Raw genomic sequence first — 19438 nt, forward strand, 5'->3', positions numbered from 1 at the left:
GTTGCCACCTACTTAGCTCCCTTCAACTTCGGTGCTGCTTCCATGCCGGAAAGACCATTCCAGCACAAGTTAACGATGTGTGCTGCGACGGTCTCCCGCGAAGGCTCGCGCACGTCCAGCCACCACTGTGCCGTGGTGGCCACCATGCCGACGAGCGCCTGGCCGTAGAGCACTGCCAGCTCGGGGTCGAGACCACGGTGTTCGAAGGCCTCACCGAGGATGTGCGCAATCTGATTTACCGCCGTGTTCAACAGCGTGGAGAAACTACGCTCCTCCCCTGGCTTGGAGTCACGCACGAGGATCAAGAAACCATCGGTCTCCTCCTCCACGTAGGTCAGCAAGGCGACGACCCCCTGCTCGATGCGCTCGCGCCACGACCCTGTCTGCAGTGAATCCGTCACAACCTTCTCTAACGCGACAAGCTCGCGGTCGATGACGACAGCATAGAGGCCTTCCTTGCCTCCAAAGTGCTCATAGACCACCGGCTTGGACACACCAGCGCGTGCTGCAATGTCCTCAACGCTGGCGCCTTCGAAGCCACGTTCTGCGAAGGCCGCACGTCCTATGGAGATCAACTGCTCACGGCGCTCACGCCCGGTCATCCTTTGTCGAACCATGCCTTCTACTGTATCTCCCCCACTGGACATGGCCCGCACCAGCTAAAAGTCGGCCGTTAACCGCGCGCCCAAAAGTCTCGGGCACCTGTTTAGGTTTGGCCCACACCTGTCATGTAATATGTCCTCCAGCGCTCATAATATGTGCGCAGTTTCCCCATGGTGTAATCGGCAACACTACGGTTTTTGGTACCGTCATTCTAGGTTCGAGTCCTGGTGGGGAAGCTATTTTCGTTTTCTGCGCCCCCGTCGAAAGCCCCTAGTTTCAGCCCTCCGCGCAATCGATGCCACCTGGGCTGCGGTGTAGTTCAAGGGAGCAATACCGGCTCGCGGAAGCACCCACCCGCGCCAATACGCCATCACTGCTAGGCCAAAGCCCACGAAGGGCGAGATGATCATACCGAGGGCAAACTTATCGAAGTGGGCGAAGGACGCCATCACGATTCCGGTGAGCACAGCCGGCACGGCATAGAGCGGGCTACCGCCAAAGACCGAGGGAATCTGACCGGAAGCAACATCGCGCACCATACCGCCGCCCACGGCGGTCAGAACGCCTAAGAAAACGCAGGCGATAAACGGCATACCGTAGGCCAGAGCCTTCACGCAGCCAGTCGTGCACCACACCCCCAAGATGACGGCATCCGCATGCTCAAGAAAGATTTCCCAGGCCTTGCCTTTCAGGTCCGTCAAGAAGGCAATGAGCGCACCCACACACGCCAGAGTGAGATACCACGGATCAGAGATAGCGGCCGCCGGACCGTGCGAGATCAGCATGTCACGAATCATGCCGCCCGCCAGCGCCGAAAAGAGCGCCAGAAAGACGAAACCAATGATGTCGAATTCCCTACGGCGTGCAATCGTGCCGCCAATAATGCCGTTAAGCACCACACCGATGAGGTCAAAGACTTGGTATAGGGAATGGATGAGCGGGTCGACGTCCTGAATCACAGATACTGACCATAGCGCACTGCTCACATATTGATGGTGGATTTGTTTCAGTTCACACTATCGCCAGGCTCGTGTCGTCCCAGAGCGCCCTACTCGTCCCCCTCTTGGTGGCCGCTATTCCCAAAAGTGCAGACGTGGAAGTGCAGACATGCAGGGCGGAATCAAGCGGTGGATGCGCCACGCTTGAATAGTTCGTTAAGTATTTCACGTGGGGTTGCGCCGCCGAGGATTTGTCGGGGTGTTTCGTTGAGCTCATTTTGTACCCACGCGACATGTTCGGGTGTGACGGTGGCAAAGTCGGTGCCTTTTTGTAGAACCGGCCCCTCTTCCTTCTGTGGTGCTCACTGCTGTCTTGATAGTAGAAACGCAGTGCAGTGGGTTTACACTGTTAAGAATTTGTTCACTCTCTTCTCTCGAGGTAAGTCATGTCTCCTAACGATGCACAGCAACAGCCACAACAGGTACTAGGACAAAATCCTTTTTCCAACACACCACAGCCAGTTGATTCGAGCACGGCAGCCCAGCCGAAGACCCCCAAACCTGCATGGTGGATAGTTCCAGCCGCTGCCCTAGTCGGTGTAGCACTTGGTGCAGGAGCCACCTACGCATTCACTGGATCTAAAGAGGAACAGGTTTCCGCAGCCTCTGTAGAGCCAGCCTCTTCACAATCCGGAGAAGCGAACGATGCCGACACCTCAAATACACAGGAAGACAGCACCACTGGAGGCACCCTCGACGAACTCCCCAAGCTCGGCGAACCAGCCATGAGCGGAAACGAAAAAGTCATCATTGACTCCGTCGAGTTCGCTCCCAACGTTGAACTGAGAACTAAAGAATTCAATCCGGGTGCACCTGATACCGCCATGGAAGCTCCTAAGAACGAGGGTGCAAAATTCGTCATCGTTTCCGGAACGGTCTTCAATGAAGGGAAAACCCCATTCGACGCCGATTTCAGTATGTTCGCTTGGATCGCTGACCAGGAAGGTCGAATGTACACCCCGCTCGATGACCATTGGCGCGTTCAAGCCAACCGGGATGTGCAGAACAATTCCATCGGCCCCGGATTCTCCACGCCATATACCTGGGTATTCGAGGTTCCCGACGACTTCACACCCGTAGCTTTTGCATACGACGACAGGGCTGACAACGTGAGTGGAAACAAGCTTGCCTCCATCGACGTACGCAGCTAGTGCGCAAGTATACGAAACCGGGCCTCTGATATTAGCCAGATTTTTCCATCCGCTGAGGCTTAATTTGGTTCTTGGTTAGGCCTTCGCCTCCGGCGTCGCATAGGGGCTGCGGGAGGAGTCCACCACCTGGCCCGCGTGAGCAGAGTGCGCGGTGGCGGTTTGGTCGAAAACTAAGGCGGCGGGCTTCACGCGCACGTCGGGCTTTTCACCTTTGTTGACCATGACGTACTGCCCCATCATTCCCTCGTCCTCATGCAACAGCATGTGGCAGTGGTACATGTACGGGATGGTCTTATCCGGGAAATGGCCAAACTCCACCAGCAGGCGTGCGGTCACCTTCGGCGGAAGGTTGACAATGTCTTTCCACCCAGAATTGAAGACATCCATCTTCTCATCGCCGTCCCAGTCCAGAACCTTGAAGCGGGCGTTGTGGATGTGGAAGTTGTGCGGCCAATCAGAGTTCTCATTGGTCACGGTCCAGATCTCCGGGGCATCGTGGTCGATGACGGTATCCACGCGTGCCATGTCCATCTGCTCACCGTTGATCATGAAGGTGTTGAGCACGAACTCACGCTCTTCAAGGCCCTGCGTGGACGGGGTCTTCGCCGCAGCGGGGTCAAGCGTTGCCGGCAGGGCGGGGGCTTCGGGCGCGGACTCTTCCGGCCCGGAAATGGTGAGCAGGTCGAAGGAATCTTGGAAGCCGAAGTCAGCCGCATCCTTGTCTTTGGGCACCCCGAAGTTATCCTTGCGCGGCACCGAGCGCAGCTGCACTTCTTTGCTGGGCTCCAGGTCCACGATAATTTCGGCGCGCTCGCCGGGGCCGAGGAAGAGGGAGTCGACTTCCACGGGGGCGTCGAGAAGCCCCGTGTCCGTGGCGATGATGTGGAAGGGGCCGTTTGTAAGCTCCAGTGTGTAGAAGCGCATCGAAGCGCCGTTGAGCAGGCGCAGGCGGACCCGGCGCGTGGTGGCGTCGAAGCGCGCATTGGTGATGCCGTTGACCAGAGGCGTGGTACCCAGAAGGCCCAGGGTGTTATCGCTCTTTTCATCAATCTGGCCGTCATCGGTGAACTTGGCATCCATGATGACTACCGGGATGTCATCGACACCGTAGTCCTGTGGAATGTCGAGGTCATCGGCAACATCATCGTCGATAAGGAACATGCCCGCCAACCCGCGGTAGGCATGCGTGGCCGTGGCCATGTGCGGGTGCGGGTGGTACCACAGCGTGGCCGCGGGTTGGATGATCTCCCACTCGGGCTTCCAGGTCTTGCCCACCTCAATCGGCGAGTGCGGGCCGCCATCCGAGTAGGCTGGCAGCTTCATGCCATGCCAGTGCACCGTGGTCATTTCAATAAGGTCGTTGGTGATCTCCGCGCGGACTTTTTCACCGCGACGGGCGCGCAGCGTGGGCCCCAGGAAGGCGCCGTTGAAGCCCCACGTCCGCGTGCGGTCGTTGCCGAGGAGGATCTCCGAGTAGCCATCTTGGGCGGTGAGCTTGAATACGCGTGTGCCGTCGACAACCTCTCCTTCCTCCACGGGCGGGATGGGCAGAGCGCGCGGCTCGCCGTCGTAGCCCAGCGGCTCCGGCTGATTCTTCGATCCCGAGGTGGAACAGGCGCTCAGCCCCATCACGGCGGCACCGGCGACAGTGAGCACGGAACCCTGGACGAACATACGGCGGGATACTGTAGGGCGAGCGGAGATAGACATGCCTCCCAGGATAGAGATCAGGTGAACCTTAGGACCCAGATAAGGCCGAGCCGGGCTTAAGATCACAGTCATGGCTTCGCGTTCTGCATCTCCCCACGGCTCCTCACCCTCCAACGAGTCCGCCAATGCCCGCCGCTTCGTCTGGTCGAACGGCCTGCAGGGCGTGGGCGATCAATTGCTCTCTGGAAAGACAGTCCTGCCCTGGCTGTTCAGTGTGGCCGGGGTCCCAGGCTTCTTCACCGGCCTGCTGGTGCCCTTGCGCGAGTCCGGTTCCATGCTCCCCCAAGCCGCCTGGACTCCGTGGGTGCTCACCCACCCAGCTCGCAAGCGCCTGTGGGTGCTGGGCTCGGTGGGCCAGGGTCTGTGCGCGGCGATCATCGCGGCGGCTGCCGTGCTTGTCGAAGGCCCCCTCCTCGGCCTCATCGTCTGCCTCGCCCTTGCGGCGCTTGCCGTACTCCGCGCGCTGTGTTCGCTGACCGGCAAGGACGTGCAAGGCCGCACCATCTCCAAGGGGCACCGCGGAGTGGTGACCGGTCACGCTACACAGCTCGGCGGCGCAGTCACCCTTATTACTGGCGTCATCCTCGCTGTACTAGGTGAGCTCCCGCGCTGGGGTTTGGCGGCGTTGCTGGCCATCGGCGCAGCCACGTGGTTCCTGGCGGCAGCGGTCTTTCGCGGCATCGAGGAGCCGGTGCCAGAAAACTCCGGCCGGGAAGGTATGAACCGCAGCTGGTGGAAGGATACCTGGCAGCTATACACCCAGGATGCGCGCTTCCGCAGCTTCGTCAACGTTCGCGCCCTGCTGCTGGTGTCTGCCCTATCCACCTCCTTCATCGTGGTGCTTTCACAGAGCATCGGCTCGCAGGCTTTGAGTGGGCTCGGTGGCTTCGTCTTGGCCTCGGGCTTGGCCAGCCTCGTGGGCGGCCGTGTATCCGGTGTGCTCTCTGATAAGTCGTCGCGCTTGGTCATGTCCTGGGCCGCAGGTGCCGCGGCGATCATCTTGCTGGCCATCGTGGCCTGTGCGGCGTGGGCACCGACAGCGGTAAGCATGTGGGCGCTTCCCCTCGGATTTTTCCTGGTCAACCTGGCGCACGCTGCCATTCGCGTAGCGCGCAAGACCTATGTGGTGGATATGGCGGGCGAGGATAAACGCACCCGCTACGTCGGGGCCGCAAACACCATGATGGGTGTCATCCTCCTCGTAATCGGCGGTATCTCCGCCGTGATCGCTTTGGCTGGCCCCTCGGCGGCCATTTTATTCCTGGCCAGCATCGGACTACTTGGAGCATGGCGTGCCCGTGCACTTCCGGAGGTATCACGCGGAAAATAGGACGTACACGTTATGATGAAAAAAGTAAGTCCTGACATCCCCAATCACAGGAGAAGCACACACTCGTGGCTGAAGTAACTAACTGCGCCGCCATCGTCCTTGCAGCAGGCGCAGGTACCCGCATGAAATCCTCAACCCAGAAGACGTTGCATGAGATTGGCGGGAGGTCACTTCTCGGCCACGCCCTCCACGCAGCCGCTGGCCTGCACCCAGAGCACCTCGTGGTCGTCGTGGGCCACCAGCGCGACCAGGTCTCCCCTGCCGTCGATGCCATCTCCGAGGAGCTGGACTGCGCGGTCTCCCAGGCCATCCAGGAAGAGCAGAACGGTACCGGCCACGCCGTGCAGTGCGGCCTGAGTGCATTGCCTGATTTCGATGGCACCGTCATCGTGACTAACGGTGACGTTCCCCTGCTACGCCCGGAGACCCTGCGTCAGCTGTATGAGGCCCACACCGGCGAAGCTAACGCCGTGACCGTGCTGTCCATGACTCTGGAGGATCCCACCGGTTACGGCCGCGTGCTGCGCGCCGAGGATGGTTCTGTCACCGCCATCGTGGAGCAGAAGGATGCCTCCGAAGAGCAGCGCGCGGTGCGCGAGGTCAACTCCGGCGTCTTCGCATTCGATGGGGCTGTGCTTCGCGACGCCCTGACGAAGCTCAACTCCGATAACGCCCAGGGTGAGCTTTATATCACCGATGTGCTGGAGATCGCCCGCGAGGCCGGCCACCGCGTCGGCGCGTACGTTGCTGCTGATCCGGAGGAGCTCTCCGGTGTCAACGACCGCGTGCAGTTGGCCGCGGCCGGCCGCCTTCTCAACCGCCGTGTGGTCGAGGAAGCCATGCGCGGCGGCGCCACCATCGTTGATCCCGATACCACTTGGATCGGCGTCAACGTGACCATTGGCCAGGACGTTGTGATTCACCCCAATACCCAGCTGTGGGGTGCGACGACCATCGCCGATGGCGCCGAGATTGGCCCCGACACCACCCTGACCAATATGCAGGTCGGAGCAGGCGCCAGCGTGGTGCGCACGCACGGCTTCGACTCCGTCATTGGTAGCAATGCGCAGATTGGCCCGTTCACCTACATCCGCCCCGGCGTCATCGTGGGTGAAGAAGGCAAGCTGGGCGGCTTCGTCGAGGCGAAGAAGGCCCAGATTGGCCGCGGTACCAAGGTTCCCCACCTGACCTATATCGGCGATGCCACCGTGGGTGACTACTCCAACATTGGCGCCTCCTCTGTCTTCGTCAACTATGACGGCGTCAACAAGCACCACACCACCATCGGCAGCCACGTGCGCACCGGTTCGGACACCATGTTCATTGCTCCCGTTACCGTCGGTGATGGCGCCTACTCCGGTGCGGGTACAGTAATTAAGGACGACGTTCCCCCGGGAGCGCTCGCGGTCTCCGGCGGCAAGCAGCGCAACATCGAAGGTTGGGTACAAAAGAAGCGCCCGGGCACGCCGGCAGCGGAAGCAGCCGACAAGGCACAGGACGCCAAGGCTGACGACCAGACCACTAACTAACGACAAGTAAAGGGATATCTACTGATGACTGGCAAGGTTACCGGCAGCAGCAAGAACATGATGCTCTTCACCGGGCGCGCTCACCCGGCGTTGGCTGAGGCTGTGGCCAAGGAGCTCAAAACCGATCTGGTTCCGACCACCGCCCGCGATTTCGCCAACGGTGAGATCTTCATTCGCTTCGAGGAGTCCGTCCGTGGTGCAGACTGCTTCGTGATGCAGTCCCACACCCAGCCGCTCAACAAGTGGCTGGTAGAGCAGCTCATCATGATTGACGCGCTCAAGCGCGGCTCCGCCAAGCGCATCACCGCCATCCTGCCCTTCTACCCGTACGCACGCCAGGACAAGAAGCACCTGGGCCGCGAGCCTATCTCCGCCCGCCTAGTGGCAGACTTGCTGGCCGCTGCCGGTGCCGACCGCATCGTGTCCGTGGACCTGCACACCGACCAGATCCAGGGTTTCTTCGATGGCCCGGTTGATCACATGCACGCGATGCCGATCCTGACCGACTACATCAAGTCCAAGTACCCCATGGACAACCTGGCAGTGGTCTCCCCCGACGCCGGCCGCGTGAAGGTGGCGGAGAAGTGGGCACACGAGCTTGGTGACGCTCCACTCTCCTTCGTTCACAAGACCCGCTCTACCACCGAAGCCAACAAGACTGTGTCTAACCGCGTCGTCGGTGACGTGGAGGGCAAGGACTGCATCCTGCTCGATGACATGATTGATACCGGCGGCACCATCGCGGGCGCAGTCCGCGTGCTCAAGGAAGCCGGCGCCAAGTCCGTGGTTATTGCCTGTACCCACGGTGTCTTCTCCGACCCGGCTCGCGAGCGCCTGTCCGAGTGCGGCGCTGAAGAGGTCATCACCACCGATACCCTGCCGCAGTCCACCGAGGGCTGGGACAACCTTACGGTGCTGTCCATCGCCCCGCTGCTGGCCCGCACCATCCACGAGATTTTCGAGAACGGTTCTGTGACCACGCTGTTTGAGACTCACTAGATTTGGTTCTGCGACAACGCTGCTGCTAAAATCTTCTGCGTCTCGGCGAGGGAGAAATCCGTTATCGACGCGATAGCACAAGTTAAGCAGTGAATCTTGTATTTAAGCCTGCGATGACTCGTCCAAGACGTCCATCGGCAGGCTTTTGTCGTATCTACACGGTCCTTCAACAGCCCTTGCCGCACAACGATACTTTTAAGGAGATTTACTTATGGCTTCTGAGCGCCCCGTAGTGAAGGCTGAAGTCCGTTCTGAGTTTGGCAAGGGCTTCGCTCGCCGTCTGCGCGCTGCCGGTAAGGTCCCGGGCGTTGTCTACGGCCACGCCGTCGACGTTCTGCACTTCGCCGTTGACCGTCTGGAAATGACCGCAGTCGTCCGTAACCAAGGTGTTAACGCCGTGTTCGAGCTGGAGCTCGAGGGCGAGCAGCACCTCGTCATGGTCAAGCACATCGACCAAAACGTCCTGACCTTCGACATCGACCACATCGACCTGCTCTCCATTAAGCGTGGCGAGAAGGTTGAGGTTGAGGTTCCGCTCGCCATCGAGGGCGAGCCGGCTCCGGGCCTCATGTTCATCCAGGATGCCGACGTGCTGCTGGTCGAGTCCGACGTACTCAACATTCCGGAAGAGATCGCCGTGTCCATCGAGGGTCTCGAGGATGGCACCGTGGTCACCGCTGGCGACATCACCCTGCCGGAGGGCACCACCCTCGTGGCCGAGGAAGACACCGTCATCGTCTCCATCTCCGAGCCGGAGGTTGATGAGGACGTCGAGGCTGCCGCTGAGGCTGCCGAGGAAGGCGGCGCTGAGGCTGGCGCCGAGTCCACCGATGAGGGAGCTTCCGAGGAGAAGAAGGACGAGGAGTAAATCCTCCCCCCTCACCTATTTAGCGCACCGCGCCTGGCCCCTGCTTTCCTGGGGGCGGGCGCGGTTCGCCGTTTTAGCCCTCGCGCTGTTTAGAATGGGCAGCGTGACTTCTTCTCCCTTTCTCGTCGTTGGTCTAGGAAACCCCGGACCGAAGTACGCCGGTACCCGCCACAACATTGGCTTTGACGTGGCCGATGAACTAGCCCACGAGCTGCTGACTTCCTTTTCCGTTCATAAGAAGACAAACACGGATGTCGCCGAAGCGCGGCGTGGGGACGCCAAGGTGATCGTCGCCAAGCCGCGCAGCTTTATGAACCTGTCCGGCGGCCCCATCAAGGCCCTTGCCCAGTACTTCAACGTTCCGCATGATCACATCATCGTTGTCCACGATGAGCTGGAGCTTGACTTCGCCGCCATCAAGCGACGCCTCGGCGGCGGGGACCACGGCCACAATGGCCTGCGCTCCACCACGAAGTCTTTGGGCACTAAGGACTATCAGCGACTTTCAGTGGGTATAGGCCGACCACCTGGCCGCATGGACCCAGCCGCGTTTGTTCTCAAGCCATGGAGCAAACAGGAAGCCCAAGAGATTCCCATCGTCTGTGCTGATGCGGTGGATGAGATTCTTCGCGCGTTAGACTAGCCGGCATGAAGCTCGCTACTCTCCGCACCAGTTTTGGCACCTGCGCTATCCGTATTGACGGCCCCAACGTGGGCACCGAACTGGATTATGAGGATGTCGGCGAATTGCTGGCCAGTCCAGACTGGCGTAAAGCCGCGCAGCTCTCCGGCGAGCCGGTGGTTTTTGACAACGCCGACCTCGCCCCCGTCCTCCCGAACCCGGGCAAGATTATCTGCGTTGGCGTCAACTACGCCAAGCATGCGCGGGAGATGGGGAGAGAACTTCCCACACAGCCCACGCTCTTCATCAAGTTCCCGGAGGCTCTGACCGGCCCCTTCGACGATGTCTATATTCCGGACTATGCCACGAAGAAACTGGACTACGAAGGAGAGCTCGCCGTAGTCATGGGCCGCCGCGCGCACCGGGTGAGCGTGAAAGATGCGCTGGATTACGTGGCTGGCTATGCCATTATGAACGACTACACTCTGCGGGATTATCAGCGCGCAACTACGCAGTTCCACGCCGGCAAATCCTTCTACCGCACCGCTGGATTTGGACCATGGTTGACCACGGCTGATGAATGGGCCCCGGGCAAAGCCGCACGGCTTAGGACGAGCGTCGACGGCGACGTGCGCCAAGATGACAACACTGATGATCTCATCTTCTCCGTGGCCGAGCTCATCGCCTTCTGTTCCTCCCTCTACCCTCTTAATCCGGGCGATGTCATTGCCACCGGAACCCCGGAAGGCGTGGGCTTCGCGCGCGGTGAACAGGCGCTGCTGGGCGACGGCTCCCACACCCGCATCAGCATCGAAGGTCTTGGGGAAATCGAAAACATCACGCGCTTCGGTGAGCCACCCGCTGCTGGTGGCTGCGGCGACGACTGCTCTTGTCACGGCCGTTAACATTCAGGCCACATACAGGATCTTCAGCGAACACGGCCTGATTTCGATACGGTGGAGCCCACATTTCCCCCGATTAACTGAGAAGGATGAGCCTTAGTGACTCTTCGTTCCCGCTTTACCGCCGCCGGCATCGCGCTCTTCGTGAGCACCGCGCTGGTTGCGTGCTCTTCAGATAAAGAGGCCGATCCCGCCCCGACGCCGACTCCCGCGCCTGTGGAAACCGTGACGGAAACAGCCGCTGCAACTGGCGCGGCCCAGGGCGATGATGACGACGATGACCGCGATGACGACGCCCAGCAGCCTGCCGACACGGCTGGCGCCGGGGACGCCGGAAATGCAGAGAATTCCGGGAAACTCACCGGTGATGAAGCATTCGAGAAAGCTTTAGCCCATGCCGGCGTTGATGCCCAGGCCGTCACAGAGAAGGAAGTCGACTACGACGATGGTGACGACGGCAAGGGCCCGCACTGGGAGATTGACTTCAAGGCCAACGGCCAGGAACACGAGCTCGATGTTGACGCCACCAGCGGCGCGGTAACGCAACACGAAGTCGATTAAGCACACGCTTAATCCGGCTCCCATTCCTTAGCGCACGTTTAGGTATTTTCCCAGCTAAGAGGTAGATTTAAAGGTATGAGTTCACAGTCTAAGAAGTCTGCCACCAAGCCGCCGAAGCTAGACAAGCAAGCCTACGAGGACGAGCTTAAGCGCCTCCAAGCAGAGCTCGTCGAGATGCAGCAGTGGGTCGTTGAGACCGGCGCCCGCGTGGTCATCGTCATGGAAGGCCGCGACGCCGCCGGCAAGGGCTCCGCCATCAAGCGCATCACGCAGTACCTCAACCCGCGTACTTGCCGCATCGAAGCGCTGCCCAAGCCCACCGACCGCGAGGCGGGCCAGTGGTACTTCCAGCGCTACATTGAAAAGCTGCCCACCGCAGGCGAGATCGTCATCTTCGACCGTTCCTGGTACAACCGCGCCGGCGTGGAACGCATCATGGGCTTTTGCTCCCAGCAGGAATACGTTCGCTTCCTCCACCAGGCCCCGCTGCTGGAGCACATGCTCATCGAAGACGGCATTATCCTGCTCAAGTACTGGTTCTCCGTCTCTGACGAGGAGCAGCTCGCACGCTTTAAATCCCGTCGCAACGATCCGCTGCGCCGCTGGAAGCTCTCCCCCATGGACTTGCAGTCCATTACCCGTTGGGAAGACTACTCGCGTGCCAAGGATGAGATGTTCGTCCACACCGATACCCCGTCCTCCCCGTGGTACACGGTGGAGTCTGAGGATAAGAAGCGCTCGCGCATCAACGTGATCAACCACATCCTCAAGATGGTTCCGTACCAGCACGTAGAGCAAGACGTACCGGAGATCCCGAAACGCCCTGAACTCGAAGCCGAATACGTGCGCCCGCCGCGCAACGACTTTTCTTATGTTCCGGATGTCGCAGCCGACTTGGAGCGTGCCAAGGTCAATGGCAACGGCAAGAAGCAGGACAAGAAAAAGAAGGCCAAGAAGGACAAAAAGAAGAAGTAGTCCTCCCCTCAAGCTTCAGGCTTGAATCCCCCACTGGGTGCGCCACTGGCCCACTCACATACTGCCCGAGCTGACGAAAGATGGCCGGATTTTTCAATCTGCGCCGCTACTTTTGGCAGAACGGGCAGTTCCGTATCTAAGAAGGGGATGAGCCGGAAGCCGAGCAGAACCCTAAAACAGCGAAACACCGCCCACGCCATGCAGCGCGGGCGGTGTCTGCGTTTTAGTGCTTAGAGCTCAGAGACGTCAACGCGCTTCGGGTAGACCACCGGGCGGGCACCGGCCATGTCCTCGACGATGCGGATGACCTGGTTGGAGTAGCCGAACTCATTGTCGTACCACACGTAGAGCACAAGGTGCTTGCCGGAGGAGATGGTGGCGAGACCATCGACCACACCGGCGTGGGTAGAGCCCACGAAGTCAGAAGACACAACTTCCGGAGAAGCGATGTAGGAGATCTGCTGGCGCAAGTCAGAGTGCAAGGACACGTTGCGCAGGAAGTCATTGACCTCGTCGCGGTCAGCTTCCTTCTCCAGCTCGAGGTTGAGCACAGCCATGGACACATCCGGGGTGGGAACGCGGATAGCGTTACCGGTGAGCTTGCCCTCGAACTCCGGCAGAGCCTTGGACACGGCCTTGGCTGCACCGGTTTCTGTGAGCACCATGTTCAGGCCAGCTGCGCGACCGCGGCGGTCACCCTTGTGGAAGTTATCGATGAGGTTCTGGTCGTTGGTGAAGGAGTGTGCGGTCTCCACATGGCCATGAACCACGCCGTAGCGGTCGTTGATGACCTTGAGCACTGGGGTGATGCCGTTGGTGGTGCAGGATGCGGCGGAGAGGATCTGGTCGGAGTCCTCGATGTCGCCGTGGTTGATGCCGTAGACAATGTTCTTCAGATCGCCCTTGCCCGGAGCGGTGAGCAGCACGCGAGCCACACCCTTGGACTGCAGGTGCTGGGACAGTCCCTCACGGTCGCGCCACACACCGGTGTTGTCGACGACGATGGCGTTGTCGATGCCGTACTTGGTGTAGTCAATGTCCGCCGGGTCATTGGCATAAATCATCTGAATCTTGGTGCCGTTGGCCCAGATGACCTCGTTCTCCTCGTCAACAGCGATGGTGCCGTTGAAGGCACCGTGGACGGAGTCACGGCGCAGGAGGGAGGCGCGCTTGAAGATGTCAATGTCGCCCTTCTTGCGCACGACGATAGCGCGCAGGCGCACGCCGCCGTAGGCAGCCTCGCGGGCGATGAGGATGCGAGCCAGCAGGCGGCCGATGCGACCGAAGCCGTAGAGAACGACGTCGGTGGATTCCTTATCCACACCGGCACCGACGAGATCGACGAGGGTCTCCTCGAGGTAGTTGCGCAGGTTATCGGAGCCGAATTCCTCGAAGCCAGTGGCCAGGCGGCCCAGGTCAATGGAAGCGGTGCCCAGGTTCATCGAGCACAGTTCCTTGAGAATAGGCAGGGTCTCTGCGGTGGAAAGCTCGCGCTCAGCGATGCGGCGGGCGTAGCGGTGCGCCTTGATGATGTCGATGTCGGTCACGCCGATGAGCAGACGGCCGTAGATAGAGGTGACAACGTTATTGTTGCGGTGCAGCTGGTGGATGAGCGGGATCATCTCTTGGGCCAGCTCCAGGCGCTCGTTCCAATCCTCGTGCCCAATGTGCGCGTTCGAAGTCACGTGCTTTGTATCCTTTACTCGTCAAAAAGGGTGTAAAACTCTGTCCATCCGTAAATATTAACCCTTATTCATGCCCGTTTGGGTGTAGTTGAGCGAGGATCTCCGCCACACTACCCCCGCGAAGTTTCATTACATCGACGCCGACGAGGCAATAGTCCACGTCTGCGTCGAGCTGGGCACGGCGAGGTTTCAGTAGCGCGTTGAGATAGGGGTAGACCAAAGGCAGGTTCGGGTGTGCCCGTGTGTAGGCGGTCTCCAGCCCGCGGGCATAGCGTCCGGAGAACGCGCGGGTGGAAACCGTTTGGCCACCGCGGCGCAGAAGTCCCCGGTTGTGCTCACTCGTCCCGGCCTCCTCGGAGAGCAGGAAGGCGGAACCACAGCTGACTGCTTTTACCCCCGGCCAGGCCAGGGCCGTGGCAACATCCTCTGCGGTGCGCAGACCACCCGCGGCAATGAGTGGAAGGTCCGTGACCTGGTGGACCGCCGCGACAAGTTCTTTAAGTGGGCGCTGATCCGGTTCCGCACCCGGGTCCCACACGCCGCGGTGCCCGCCCGCTTCAGGCCCCTGCACGCACACAACATCGACGCCGCGGGCACCCGCGGCTTGCGCCTCCTCGGGGGTGGTGACCGTGGTCCACACCTCTGCCCCAGCGGCATGGATGCGTGCGATCTCTTCCTCACTAAAGACGCCGAACATCGACCACAGCACTGCTGCCCCGCCCTCCAGCGCGGCCTCGAACTTGTCCTGCCAGCCGAAGTTTAGGGAGACGTCGCCAAGCACGGCGCCCCCTTCCGCAGCGAGGGACTGCGCAGCCGCGAATTCCGTTTCGGTCAGTGCGCGCTGCGGGTGAAAGATATTGACCCCGAAACGCGTGCCGGCGCACGCAGCGATGGCCTCCCGCGCGGCGTCGACGGAGCAAGTTCCCAGCCCCAACGCGCTGAAGGAACCGGCGGCGTCGGCGGCGGCCACCAGTTCAGGCGTGGTGGGCCCGCCCGCCATCGGGGCAGGTAGGACGGGGCAAGTGATAGTCTCAAGAAGTTGACTCATGGTTACCCAGCCTAAAGAAAGCCATCAAGGGAGTTGTAGTGTCTGCCATCCGTGACTTTTTCACCCGCCTCTTTGGCCGCGCCGGTGAAGCACCGAATAAGAAAACACAGAAGGCCGCCACCTCCGGATTAAACCCAGCGGATTTAAGCGCCGAGTGGCTCATCGTCGGCTTAGGCAATCCCGGCGCGAAATATGCCGCAACCCGCCACAACGTGGGGTACATGGCGGTGGATGATCTCCTCGCCGAATCTGGTGACATGCTTGAGCCTGTCACAGGGCACCAACTCAGCGCTGCACAGCTTGAGCTCGGTGGCACGAAGGTCGTGGCGCTACGCTCACACACGTATATGAATCTCTCTGGCGATCCGATCGCCCCGCTGGCCACGCAGCTGGGGGTTGCGGCCGAGAACATCATCGTCATCCACGATGAGCTCGATCTGCCCGTCGGCAAGGTGCGCATTAAAAAGGGCGGTAACGAGAACGGCCACAACGGTCTGAAGTCGCTGAGCGAGCGCCTGGGCACGCGCGATTACCTGCGCGTGCGCATCGGTATCGGGCGCCCGCCGAAGGGTGGTTCCATCCCGGACTGGGTGCTCGCGCCTGTCGATGCCAGCGCTGAGCTCGATTCCACCATCGCCACTGCCGCTGAGGCCGCACGCCTCATCGTGACTGAGGGCCTCACCAAGGCCCAGCAGGAAATCCACTCCCGGTCGAAATAAACCCCGGCGCGCCTTGGCTCAACGTCCTACACTGTCCAAGTATGAGCCGCACGAGCCACAGCCTGCCATCGCATAACGCCCCTCGAACTATCGTCATCACCGGCGCCTCGGACGGCGTGGGCGCGGCCGCTGCCCGTATCCTTCACCAGCGCCGCCCGCAGGATTCGCTGGTTCTGGTAGGCCGCAATCCGGAGAAGACGCAGGCTGTGGCCGAGGAGATCGGCGCTGACTTTCATGTGGCCGATTATGAGTCTTTGGGCCAGGTGCGCCGGCTCTCCGAGGAGCTGAGCCAATACCCGCAGATCGATGCCTTGGGCAATAACGCCGGCGGCATGTTCGACGGCCCTTTTGCCACCGCCGATGGCTTCGAGCGCACGTGGCAGATCAACGTCGTGGCCCCATTTCTGCTGACCTCCTTGCTGCGCGATACGCTGCGTGCCAGCAACGCCACCGTGGTGCAGACCGCCTCGTTGGCCAACATGCTGTATTCCTCTTTCGACCCCGGTGACCCGAATACCTTTGAAAAGTTCAGCGCCGAGCGCGCCTATGGCAACGCCAAGTTAGGCGATATTCTGTTGACCCGTTACCTCGACTCCCACGGGCTTACCTCCGTGGCCTTCCACCCGGGCGTTTTGAATACTGGCTTCGGGCATAACTCGACGAGCAGGACGAGCAAGCTGTATTCGACCACTGCGGCGAAATACGTCTTGGGCAAGGCGGACAAGGGTGGGGAGAACTTGGCCTACTTCCTCAGCGGCACACCAGGCATCCATTTCAACTCCGGCGAGTACTACAACCAGAAGCGCAAGCCAGGCCTGCAGCGGCCGATTGCGAAGAAGCTCTCCGTGGCCCGGCGCATCTTTGATGATCTGGGCCGCCAGCTCAATGTGGAGTGGTAGCAGCCAGCGGCTAAACTAGCCCGCATGAGTATTGCCTCCGAAGCTTCCCGCCGCCGCACATTCGCCGTCATCGCCCACCCGGATGCTGGTAAGTCCACGCTAACGGAGGCGCTGGCGCTGCACGCGCACGTCATCAACGAGGCCGGCGCGGTGCACGGCAAGGGCAACCGCAAGTCCACGGTCTCTGACTGGATGGAGATGGAGAAGGAACGCGGTATTTCCGTGGCCTCCTCCGCGCTGCAGTTCGAGTACGCGCCCGAGGGCCATGAGGGCGAGCCCTACATGATCAACCTGGTGGATACCCCGGGCCACGCGGACTTCTCGGAGGATACCTACCGCGTGCTCACGGCGGTGGATGCTGCTGTCATGCTTATCGACGCCGCCAAGGGCCTCGAGCCCCAGACCCTCAAGCTCTTCCGCGTGTGTAAGGCCCGCGGCCTGCCGATCATCACGGTGATCAACAAGTGGGACCGCGTGGGACGGGAACCGCTGGAGCTTGTCGACGAAATCCTCAACGAAATCCAGCTGCAGCCCACCCCGCTGTACTGGCCGGTGGGTATCGCCGGCGACTTCCGCGGTCTAGCCCACATTAATGATGATGGTGAGGCTGACGAGTACGTGCACTTCCTGCGCACCGCTGGTGGTTCCACCATCGCCCCGGAGGAGCACTACGCGCCTGAAGACGCTGCCGCGAAGGAAGAGGATGCTTGGGAGACCGCCGTGGAGGAAGCGGAGCTACTGGCCGCGGACGGCGCCCTGCATGACCAGGAGCTCTTTGAGCAGTGCGTGACCTCCCCGCTCATCTTCGCTTCCGCGATGCTGAACTTCGGCGTACACCAGATTCTGGATACGCTGTGCGCGATTGCCCCGGCTCCGCGCTCCCGCGATTCGGATCCGCAGGCCATCGAGGCCGCTACCTCCGCCATCGATGAGGTCCGTGAGGTCACCGATGAGTTCTCGGGCGTCATCTTCAAGGTGCAGGCAGGCATGGACCGCAAGCACCGCGATAACTTGGCCTTCATGCGCGTGGTTTCCGGTGAATTTGAGCGCGGTATGCAGGTCAACCATGCCCAATCCGGCCGCAGCTTCTCCACCAAGTATGCGCTGACGGTCTTTGGCCGCACGCGTGACACCGTGGATACGGCCTACCCGGGTGACATCGTAGGCTTGGTCAACGCCGGTTCCTTGGCACCAGGTGACACGATTTACACCGGCAAGAAGGTGCAGTTCAAGCCCATGCCGCAGTTCGCTCCAGAGGCTTTCCAGATTTTGCGTGCAAAATCCTTGGGCGATTACAAGGCCTTCCGCAAGGGCTTGGACCAGCTGGCGGCAGAAGGCGTGGTCCAGATTCTGCGCAACGATACGCGCGGCGACGCCGCCCCAGTCATGGCCGCGGTGGGACCTATGCAGTTCGAGGTCATGCAGGCCCGCATGGAAGTCGAATACAACGTGGAGACCATCACCGAGCCCATCCCCTACTCGGTGGCGCGCCGCACCGATGCCGAGTCCGCGCCCGAGCTGGGCCGTCAGCGCGGCGTGGAGATCTTCACCCGCAGCGACGGCGAGCTCATCGCACTCTTTGGTGATAAGTGGAAGCTGGCCTTCATTGAGAAGGAGCACCCAGAGCTCACCATCGAAACACTCGTGGCGGATTAACTTTCACGCCCTTGTTGGGTGACCCACCCGACGGTACGATTGGATAGAAATTCGTACACCAATAGGTAGGTCACCATGAGCTCTCCACTCACCGGACTATCCGTCCTCTTCCTCGGCGGCATCGGCCCCGGCCCCTTTGCCGCGATGATGCTTGCGGATATGGGCGCTAGCGTTACCCGCGTGGTCCGCCCAGGAAATCCTCCCGCTGTGGTCCCGCACAGCATCCTCTACCGCGGGCAAGAAGTTCTAGAGGCAGACCTCAAGGATCCAGCAGACGTCGACAAGCTGCGTGAGCGCCTAGCCACGACCGATATCCTCATCGAAGGTTTCCGCCCCGGTGTCACTGAGCGCCTTGGTCTAGGCCCAGAGGAGGTGCAGGCGATCAACCCGGCGCTGGTCTACGGGCGTATCACCGGCTGGGGCCAATCCGGCCCGCTCGCCCACACTGCCGGCCACGACATCAACTACATCGCGGTCTCCGGTGCGCTGCACCCCATCGCAGCAAGCGACGGTACTCCTGTTCCACCGGTCAACTTCCTCGGAGACTTCGGCGGCGGCGCGATGTACCTGGTAACAGGCCTTCTGGCGGGCGTGCTTCAGGCAAAGAATACCGGCCGGGGCTGCGTGGTGGATGCCGCTATTGTCGATGGTGCCGCCAACCTCACCGCCATGCTGCATGCCTTCCGCGCCGAAGACCAGTGGCAGGAACGCGGGACAAACCTTCTAGACGGAGGCGCTCCGTTTTATAGCGTGTACCGCACGGCTGATGATCAGTGGATGGCCGCCGGTGCCATTGAGCCGCAGTTTTATGCGCTCATGGTGAAAGGACTCGGCCTTGAAGAGGAACTAGGCCGCTACGAGCAGAACGACCGCGACGCGTGGCCAGCCATGAAGGAGATCATCGCGCGGCGTTTTGCGAAAAAGACCCAAGCGGAATGGATCGAAATCTTCCGCGGCAGCGATGCCTGTGTCACCGAGGTTGTCTCCCCCGAACACGTTCTGGAACACCCGCACCTTGCCGCGCGCGACACTTATGTGGACGCCGAGGGCTACACGGAGCCGGCCGCGGCGCCACGCTTTCTCTAGCTCAGTTTTCTAACTAAGGCTGTGATGTCTAGCGACTTTTTGGACACGGAGTCCAGGATGTTTTTGGACGGGATGTCTAGTGGCTTTTTGGACGTTT

Annotated in this window: 18 protein-coding genes and 1 pseudogene; 13 read left to right on the forward strand and 6 right to left on the reverse strand. The window is 60.9% G+C overall.

Annotated features, from left to right (window positions below; genetic code table 11):
- Window positions 1-8 precede the first annotated feature (8 nt).
- From QP363_RS01870 to QP363_RS01880, 3 genes and pseudogenes are all read right to left on the reverse strand, one after another.
- Window positions 9-617: a TetR/AcrR family transcriptional regulator gene (locus QP363_RS01870; protein ID WP_070646275.1), complete on the reverse strand. Its 609-nt coding sequence runs from the start codon at window positions 615-617 to the stop codon at window positions 9-11.
- A 222-nt stretch (window positions 618-839) separates the two neighbouring features.
- Window positions 840-1559, reverse strand: a complete 720-nt coding sequence (locus tag QP363_RS01875) for a trimeric intracellular cation channel family protein (protein ID WP_193394643.1) — start codon at window positions 1557-1559, stop codon at window positions 840-842.
- A gap of 164 nt (window positions 1560-1723) precedes the next feature.
- Window positions 1724-1873 (reverse strand): annotated as a pseudogene (locus QP363_RS01880) (IS30 family transposase); the annotation flags it as partial.
- 114 nt (window positions 1874-1987) lie between these two features.
- Here QP363_RS01880 and QP363_RS01885 point away from each other — a divergent pair.
- Window positions 1988-2752 (forward strand): DUF4352 domain-containing protein, encoded by a 765-nt coding sequence (locus tag QP363_RS01885; RefSeq protein ID WP_284762127.1) that lies wholly within the window; start codon window positions 1988-1990, stop codon window positions 2750-2752.
- Between the two features lie 75 nt (window positions 2753-2827).
- Here the strand turns inward: QP363_RS01885 and QP363_RS01890 are convergent, their stop codons facing one another.
- Window positions 2828-4462 (reverse strand): multicopper oxidase family protein, encoded by a 1635-nt coding sequence (locus QP363_RS01890; protein ID WP_049154285.1) that lies wholly within the window; start codon window positions 4460-4462, stop codon window positions 2828-2830.
- Window positions 4463-4532: 70 nt separating this feature from the next.
- On the opposite strand from QP363_RS01890, the gene QP363_RS01895 reads away from it, so the two are divergent.
- From QP363_RS01895 to ppk2, 8 genes are all read left to right on the forward strand, one after another.
- Complete coding sequence (locus QP363_RS01895) at window positions 4533-5792, forward strand: hypothetical protein (RefSeq protein ID WP_049154283.1); 1260 nt, start codon at window positions 4533-4535, stop codon at window positions 5790-5792.
- A 65-nt stretch (window positions 5793-5857) separates the two neighbouring features.
- Window positions 5858-7321, forward strand: coding sequence for a bifunctional UDP-N-acetylglucosamine diphosphorylase/glucosamine-1-phosphate N-acetyltransferase GlmU (gene glmU, locus QP363_RS01900; protein ID WP_284762129.1), 1464 nt, complete (start codon window positions 5858-5860; stop codon window positions 7319-7321).
- Window positions 7322-7345: 24 nt separating this feature from the next.
- A complete protein-coding gene (locus QP363_RS01905; RefSeq protein ID WP_284762131.1) occupies window positions 7346-8320 on the forward strand; it encodes a ribose-phosphate diphosphokinase in 975 nt (324 codons plus the stop codon).
- Window positions 8321-8531: 211 nt separating this feature from the next.
- Window positions 8532-9188 carry a 50S ribosomal protein L25/general stress protein Ctc gene (locus QP363_RS01910; RefSeq protein WP_284762133.1) on the forward strand — a complete coding sequence of 219 codons (657 nt, stop codon included), beginning with the start codon at window positions 8532-8534 and terminating at the stop codon, window positions 9186-9188.
- A 94-nt stretch (window positions 9189-9282) separates the two neighbouring features.
- Window positions 9283-9831, forward strand: a complete 549-nt coding sequence (gene pth / locus QP363_RS01915; protein WP_070447102.1) for an aminoacyl-tRNA hydrolase — start codon at window positions 9283-9285, stop codon at window positions 9829-9831.
- A gap of 5 nt (window positions 9832-9836) precedes the next feature.
- A complete protein-coding gene (locus QP363_RS01920; protein WP_284762136.1) occupies window positions 9837-10715 on the forward strand; it encodes a fumarylacetoacetate hydrolase family protein in 879 nt (292 codons plus the stop codon).
- A 96-nt stretch (window positions 10716-10811) separates the two neighbouring features.
- Window positions 10812-11273 (forward strand): PepSY domain-containing protein, encoded by a 462-nt coding sequence (locus QP363_RS01925; protein ID WP_284762138.1) that lies wholly within the window; start codon window positions 10812-10814, stop codon window positions 11271-11273.
- A 75-nt stretch (window positions 11274-11348) separates the two neighbouring features.
- Window positions 11349-12248: a polyphosphate kinase 2 gene (gene ppk2 / locus QP363_RS01930; protein ID WP_284762141.1), complete on the forward strand. Its 900-nt coding sequence runs from the start codon at window positions 11349-11351 to the stop codon at window positions 12246-12248.
- Between the two features lie 230 nt (window positions 12249-12478).
- Here the strand turns inward: ppk2 and QP363_RS01935 are convergent, their stop codons facing one another.
- The gene (locus tag QP363_RS01935; RefSeq protein ID WP_284762143.1) at window positions 12479-13933 is read right to left on the reverse strand and encodes a glyceraldehyde-3-phosphate dehydrogenase; all 1455 of its coding nucleotides are present in this window, start codon (window positions 13931-13933) and stop codon (window positions 12479-12481) included.
- Between the two features lie 64 nt (window positions 13934-13997).
- A complete protein-coding gene (locus QP363_RS01940) occupies window positions 13998-14981 on the reverse strand; it encodes a nitronate monooxygenase (protein WP_284762145.1) in 984 nt (327 codons plus the stop codon).
- A 161-nt stretch (window positions 14982-15142) separates the two neighbouring features.
- On the opposite strand from QP363_RS01940, the gene pth (QP363_RS01945) reads away from it, so the two are divergent.
- From pth (QP363_RS01945) to QP363_RS01960, 4 genes are all read left to right on the forward strand, one after another.
- Window positions 15143-15700 (forward strand): aminoacyl-tRNA hydrolase, encoded by a 558-nt coding sequence (gene pth / locus QP363_RS01945; protein ID WP_284762156.1) that lies wholly within the window; start codon window positions 15143-15145, stop codon window positions 15698-15700.
- Window positions 15701-15741: 41 nt separating this feature from the next.
- Window positions 15742-16599 (forward strand): SDR family NAD(P)-dependent oxidoreductase, encoded by an 858-nt coding sequence (locus tag QP363_RS01950; protein ID WP_284762147.1) that lies wholly within the window; start codon window positions 15742-15744, stop codon window positions 16597-16599.
- 24 nt (window positions 16600-16623) lie between these two features.
- Window positions 16624-18255, forward strand: a complete 1632-nt coding sequence (locus QP363_RS01955) for a peptide chain release factor 3 (protein ID WP_070447124.1) — start codon at window positions 16624-16626, stop codon at window positions 18253-18255.
- 75 nt (window positions 18256-18330) lie between these two features.
- Entirely contained in the window at window positions 18331-19341 is a 1011-nt protein-coding gene (locus QP363_RS01960; RefSeq protein ID WP_070710705.1) for a CaiB/BaiF CoA-transferase family protein, read from the forward strand.
- The last annotated feature ends 97 nt before the right edge of the window (window positions 19342-19438 follow it).

Origin of the sequence: Corynebacterium sp. UMB6689 (assembly GCF_030215295.1) — a bacterium.
In the GTDB taxonomy this organism is placed as follows: domain Bacteria; phylum Actinomycetota; class Actinomycetes; order Mycobacteriales; family Mycobacteriaceae; genus Corynebacterium; species Corynebacterium aurimucosum.

Coding starts and splice junctions, on each gene's coding strand:
- QP363_RS01895 (WP_049154283.1), top strand. CDS start 4,533: ATGGCTTCGCGTTCTGCATCTCCCCACGGCTCCTCACCCTCCAACGAG.
- QP363_RS01955 (WP_070447124.1), top strand. CDS start 16,624: ATGAGTATTGCCTCCGAAGCTTCCCGCCGCCGCACATTCGCCGTCATC.
- QP363_RS01910 (WP_284762133.1), top strand. CDS start 8,532: ATGGCTTCTGAGCGCCCCGTAGTGAAGGCTGAAGTCCGTTCTGAGTTT.
- QP363_RS01950 (WP_284762147.1), top strand. CDS start 15,742: ATGAGCCGCACGAGCCACAGCCTGCCATCGCATAACGCCCCTCGAACT.
- QP363_RS01905 (WP_284762131.1), top strand. CDS start 7,346: ATGACTGGCAAGGTTACCGGCAGCAGCAAGAACATGATGCTCTTCACC.
- QP363_RS01920 (WP_284762136.1), top strand. CDS start 9,837: ATGAAGCTCGCTACTCTCCGCACCAGTTTTGGCACCTGCGCTATCCGT.
- QP363_RS01890 (WP_049154285.1), bottom strand. CDS start 4,462: ATGTCTATCTCCGCTCGCCCTACAGTATCCCGCCGTATGTTCGTCCAG.
- pth (WP_070447102.1), top strand. CDS start 9,283: ATGGGCAGCGTGACTTCTTCTCCCTTTCTCGTCGTTGGTCTAGGAAAC.
- ppk2 (WP_284762141.1), top strand. CDS start 11,349: ATGAGTTCACAGTCTAAGAAGTCTGCCACCAAGCCGCCGAAGCTAGAC.
- QP363_RS01870 (WP_070646275.1), bottom strand. CDS start 617: ATGGTTCGACAAAGGATGACCGGGCGTGAGCGCCGTGAGCAGTTGATC.
- QP363_RS01940 (WP_284762145.1), bottom strand. CDS start 14,981: ATGAGTCAACTTCTTGAGACTATCACTTGCCCCGTCCTACCTGCCCCG.
- QP363_RS01960 (WP_070710705.1), top strand. CDS start 18,331: ATGAGCTCTCCACTCACCGGACTATCCGTCCTCTTCCTCGGCGGCATC.
- QP363_RS01885 (WP_284762127.1), top strand. CDS start 1,988: ATGTCTCCTAACGATGCACAGCAACAGCCACAACAGGTACTAGGACAA.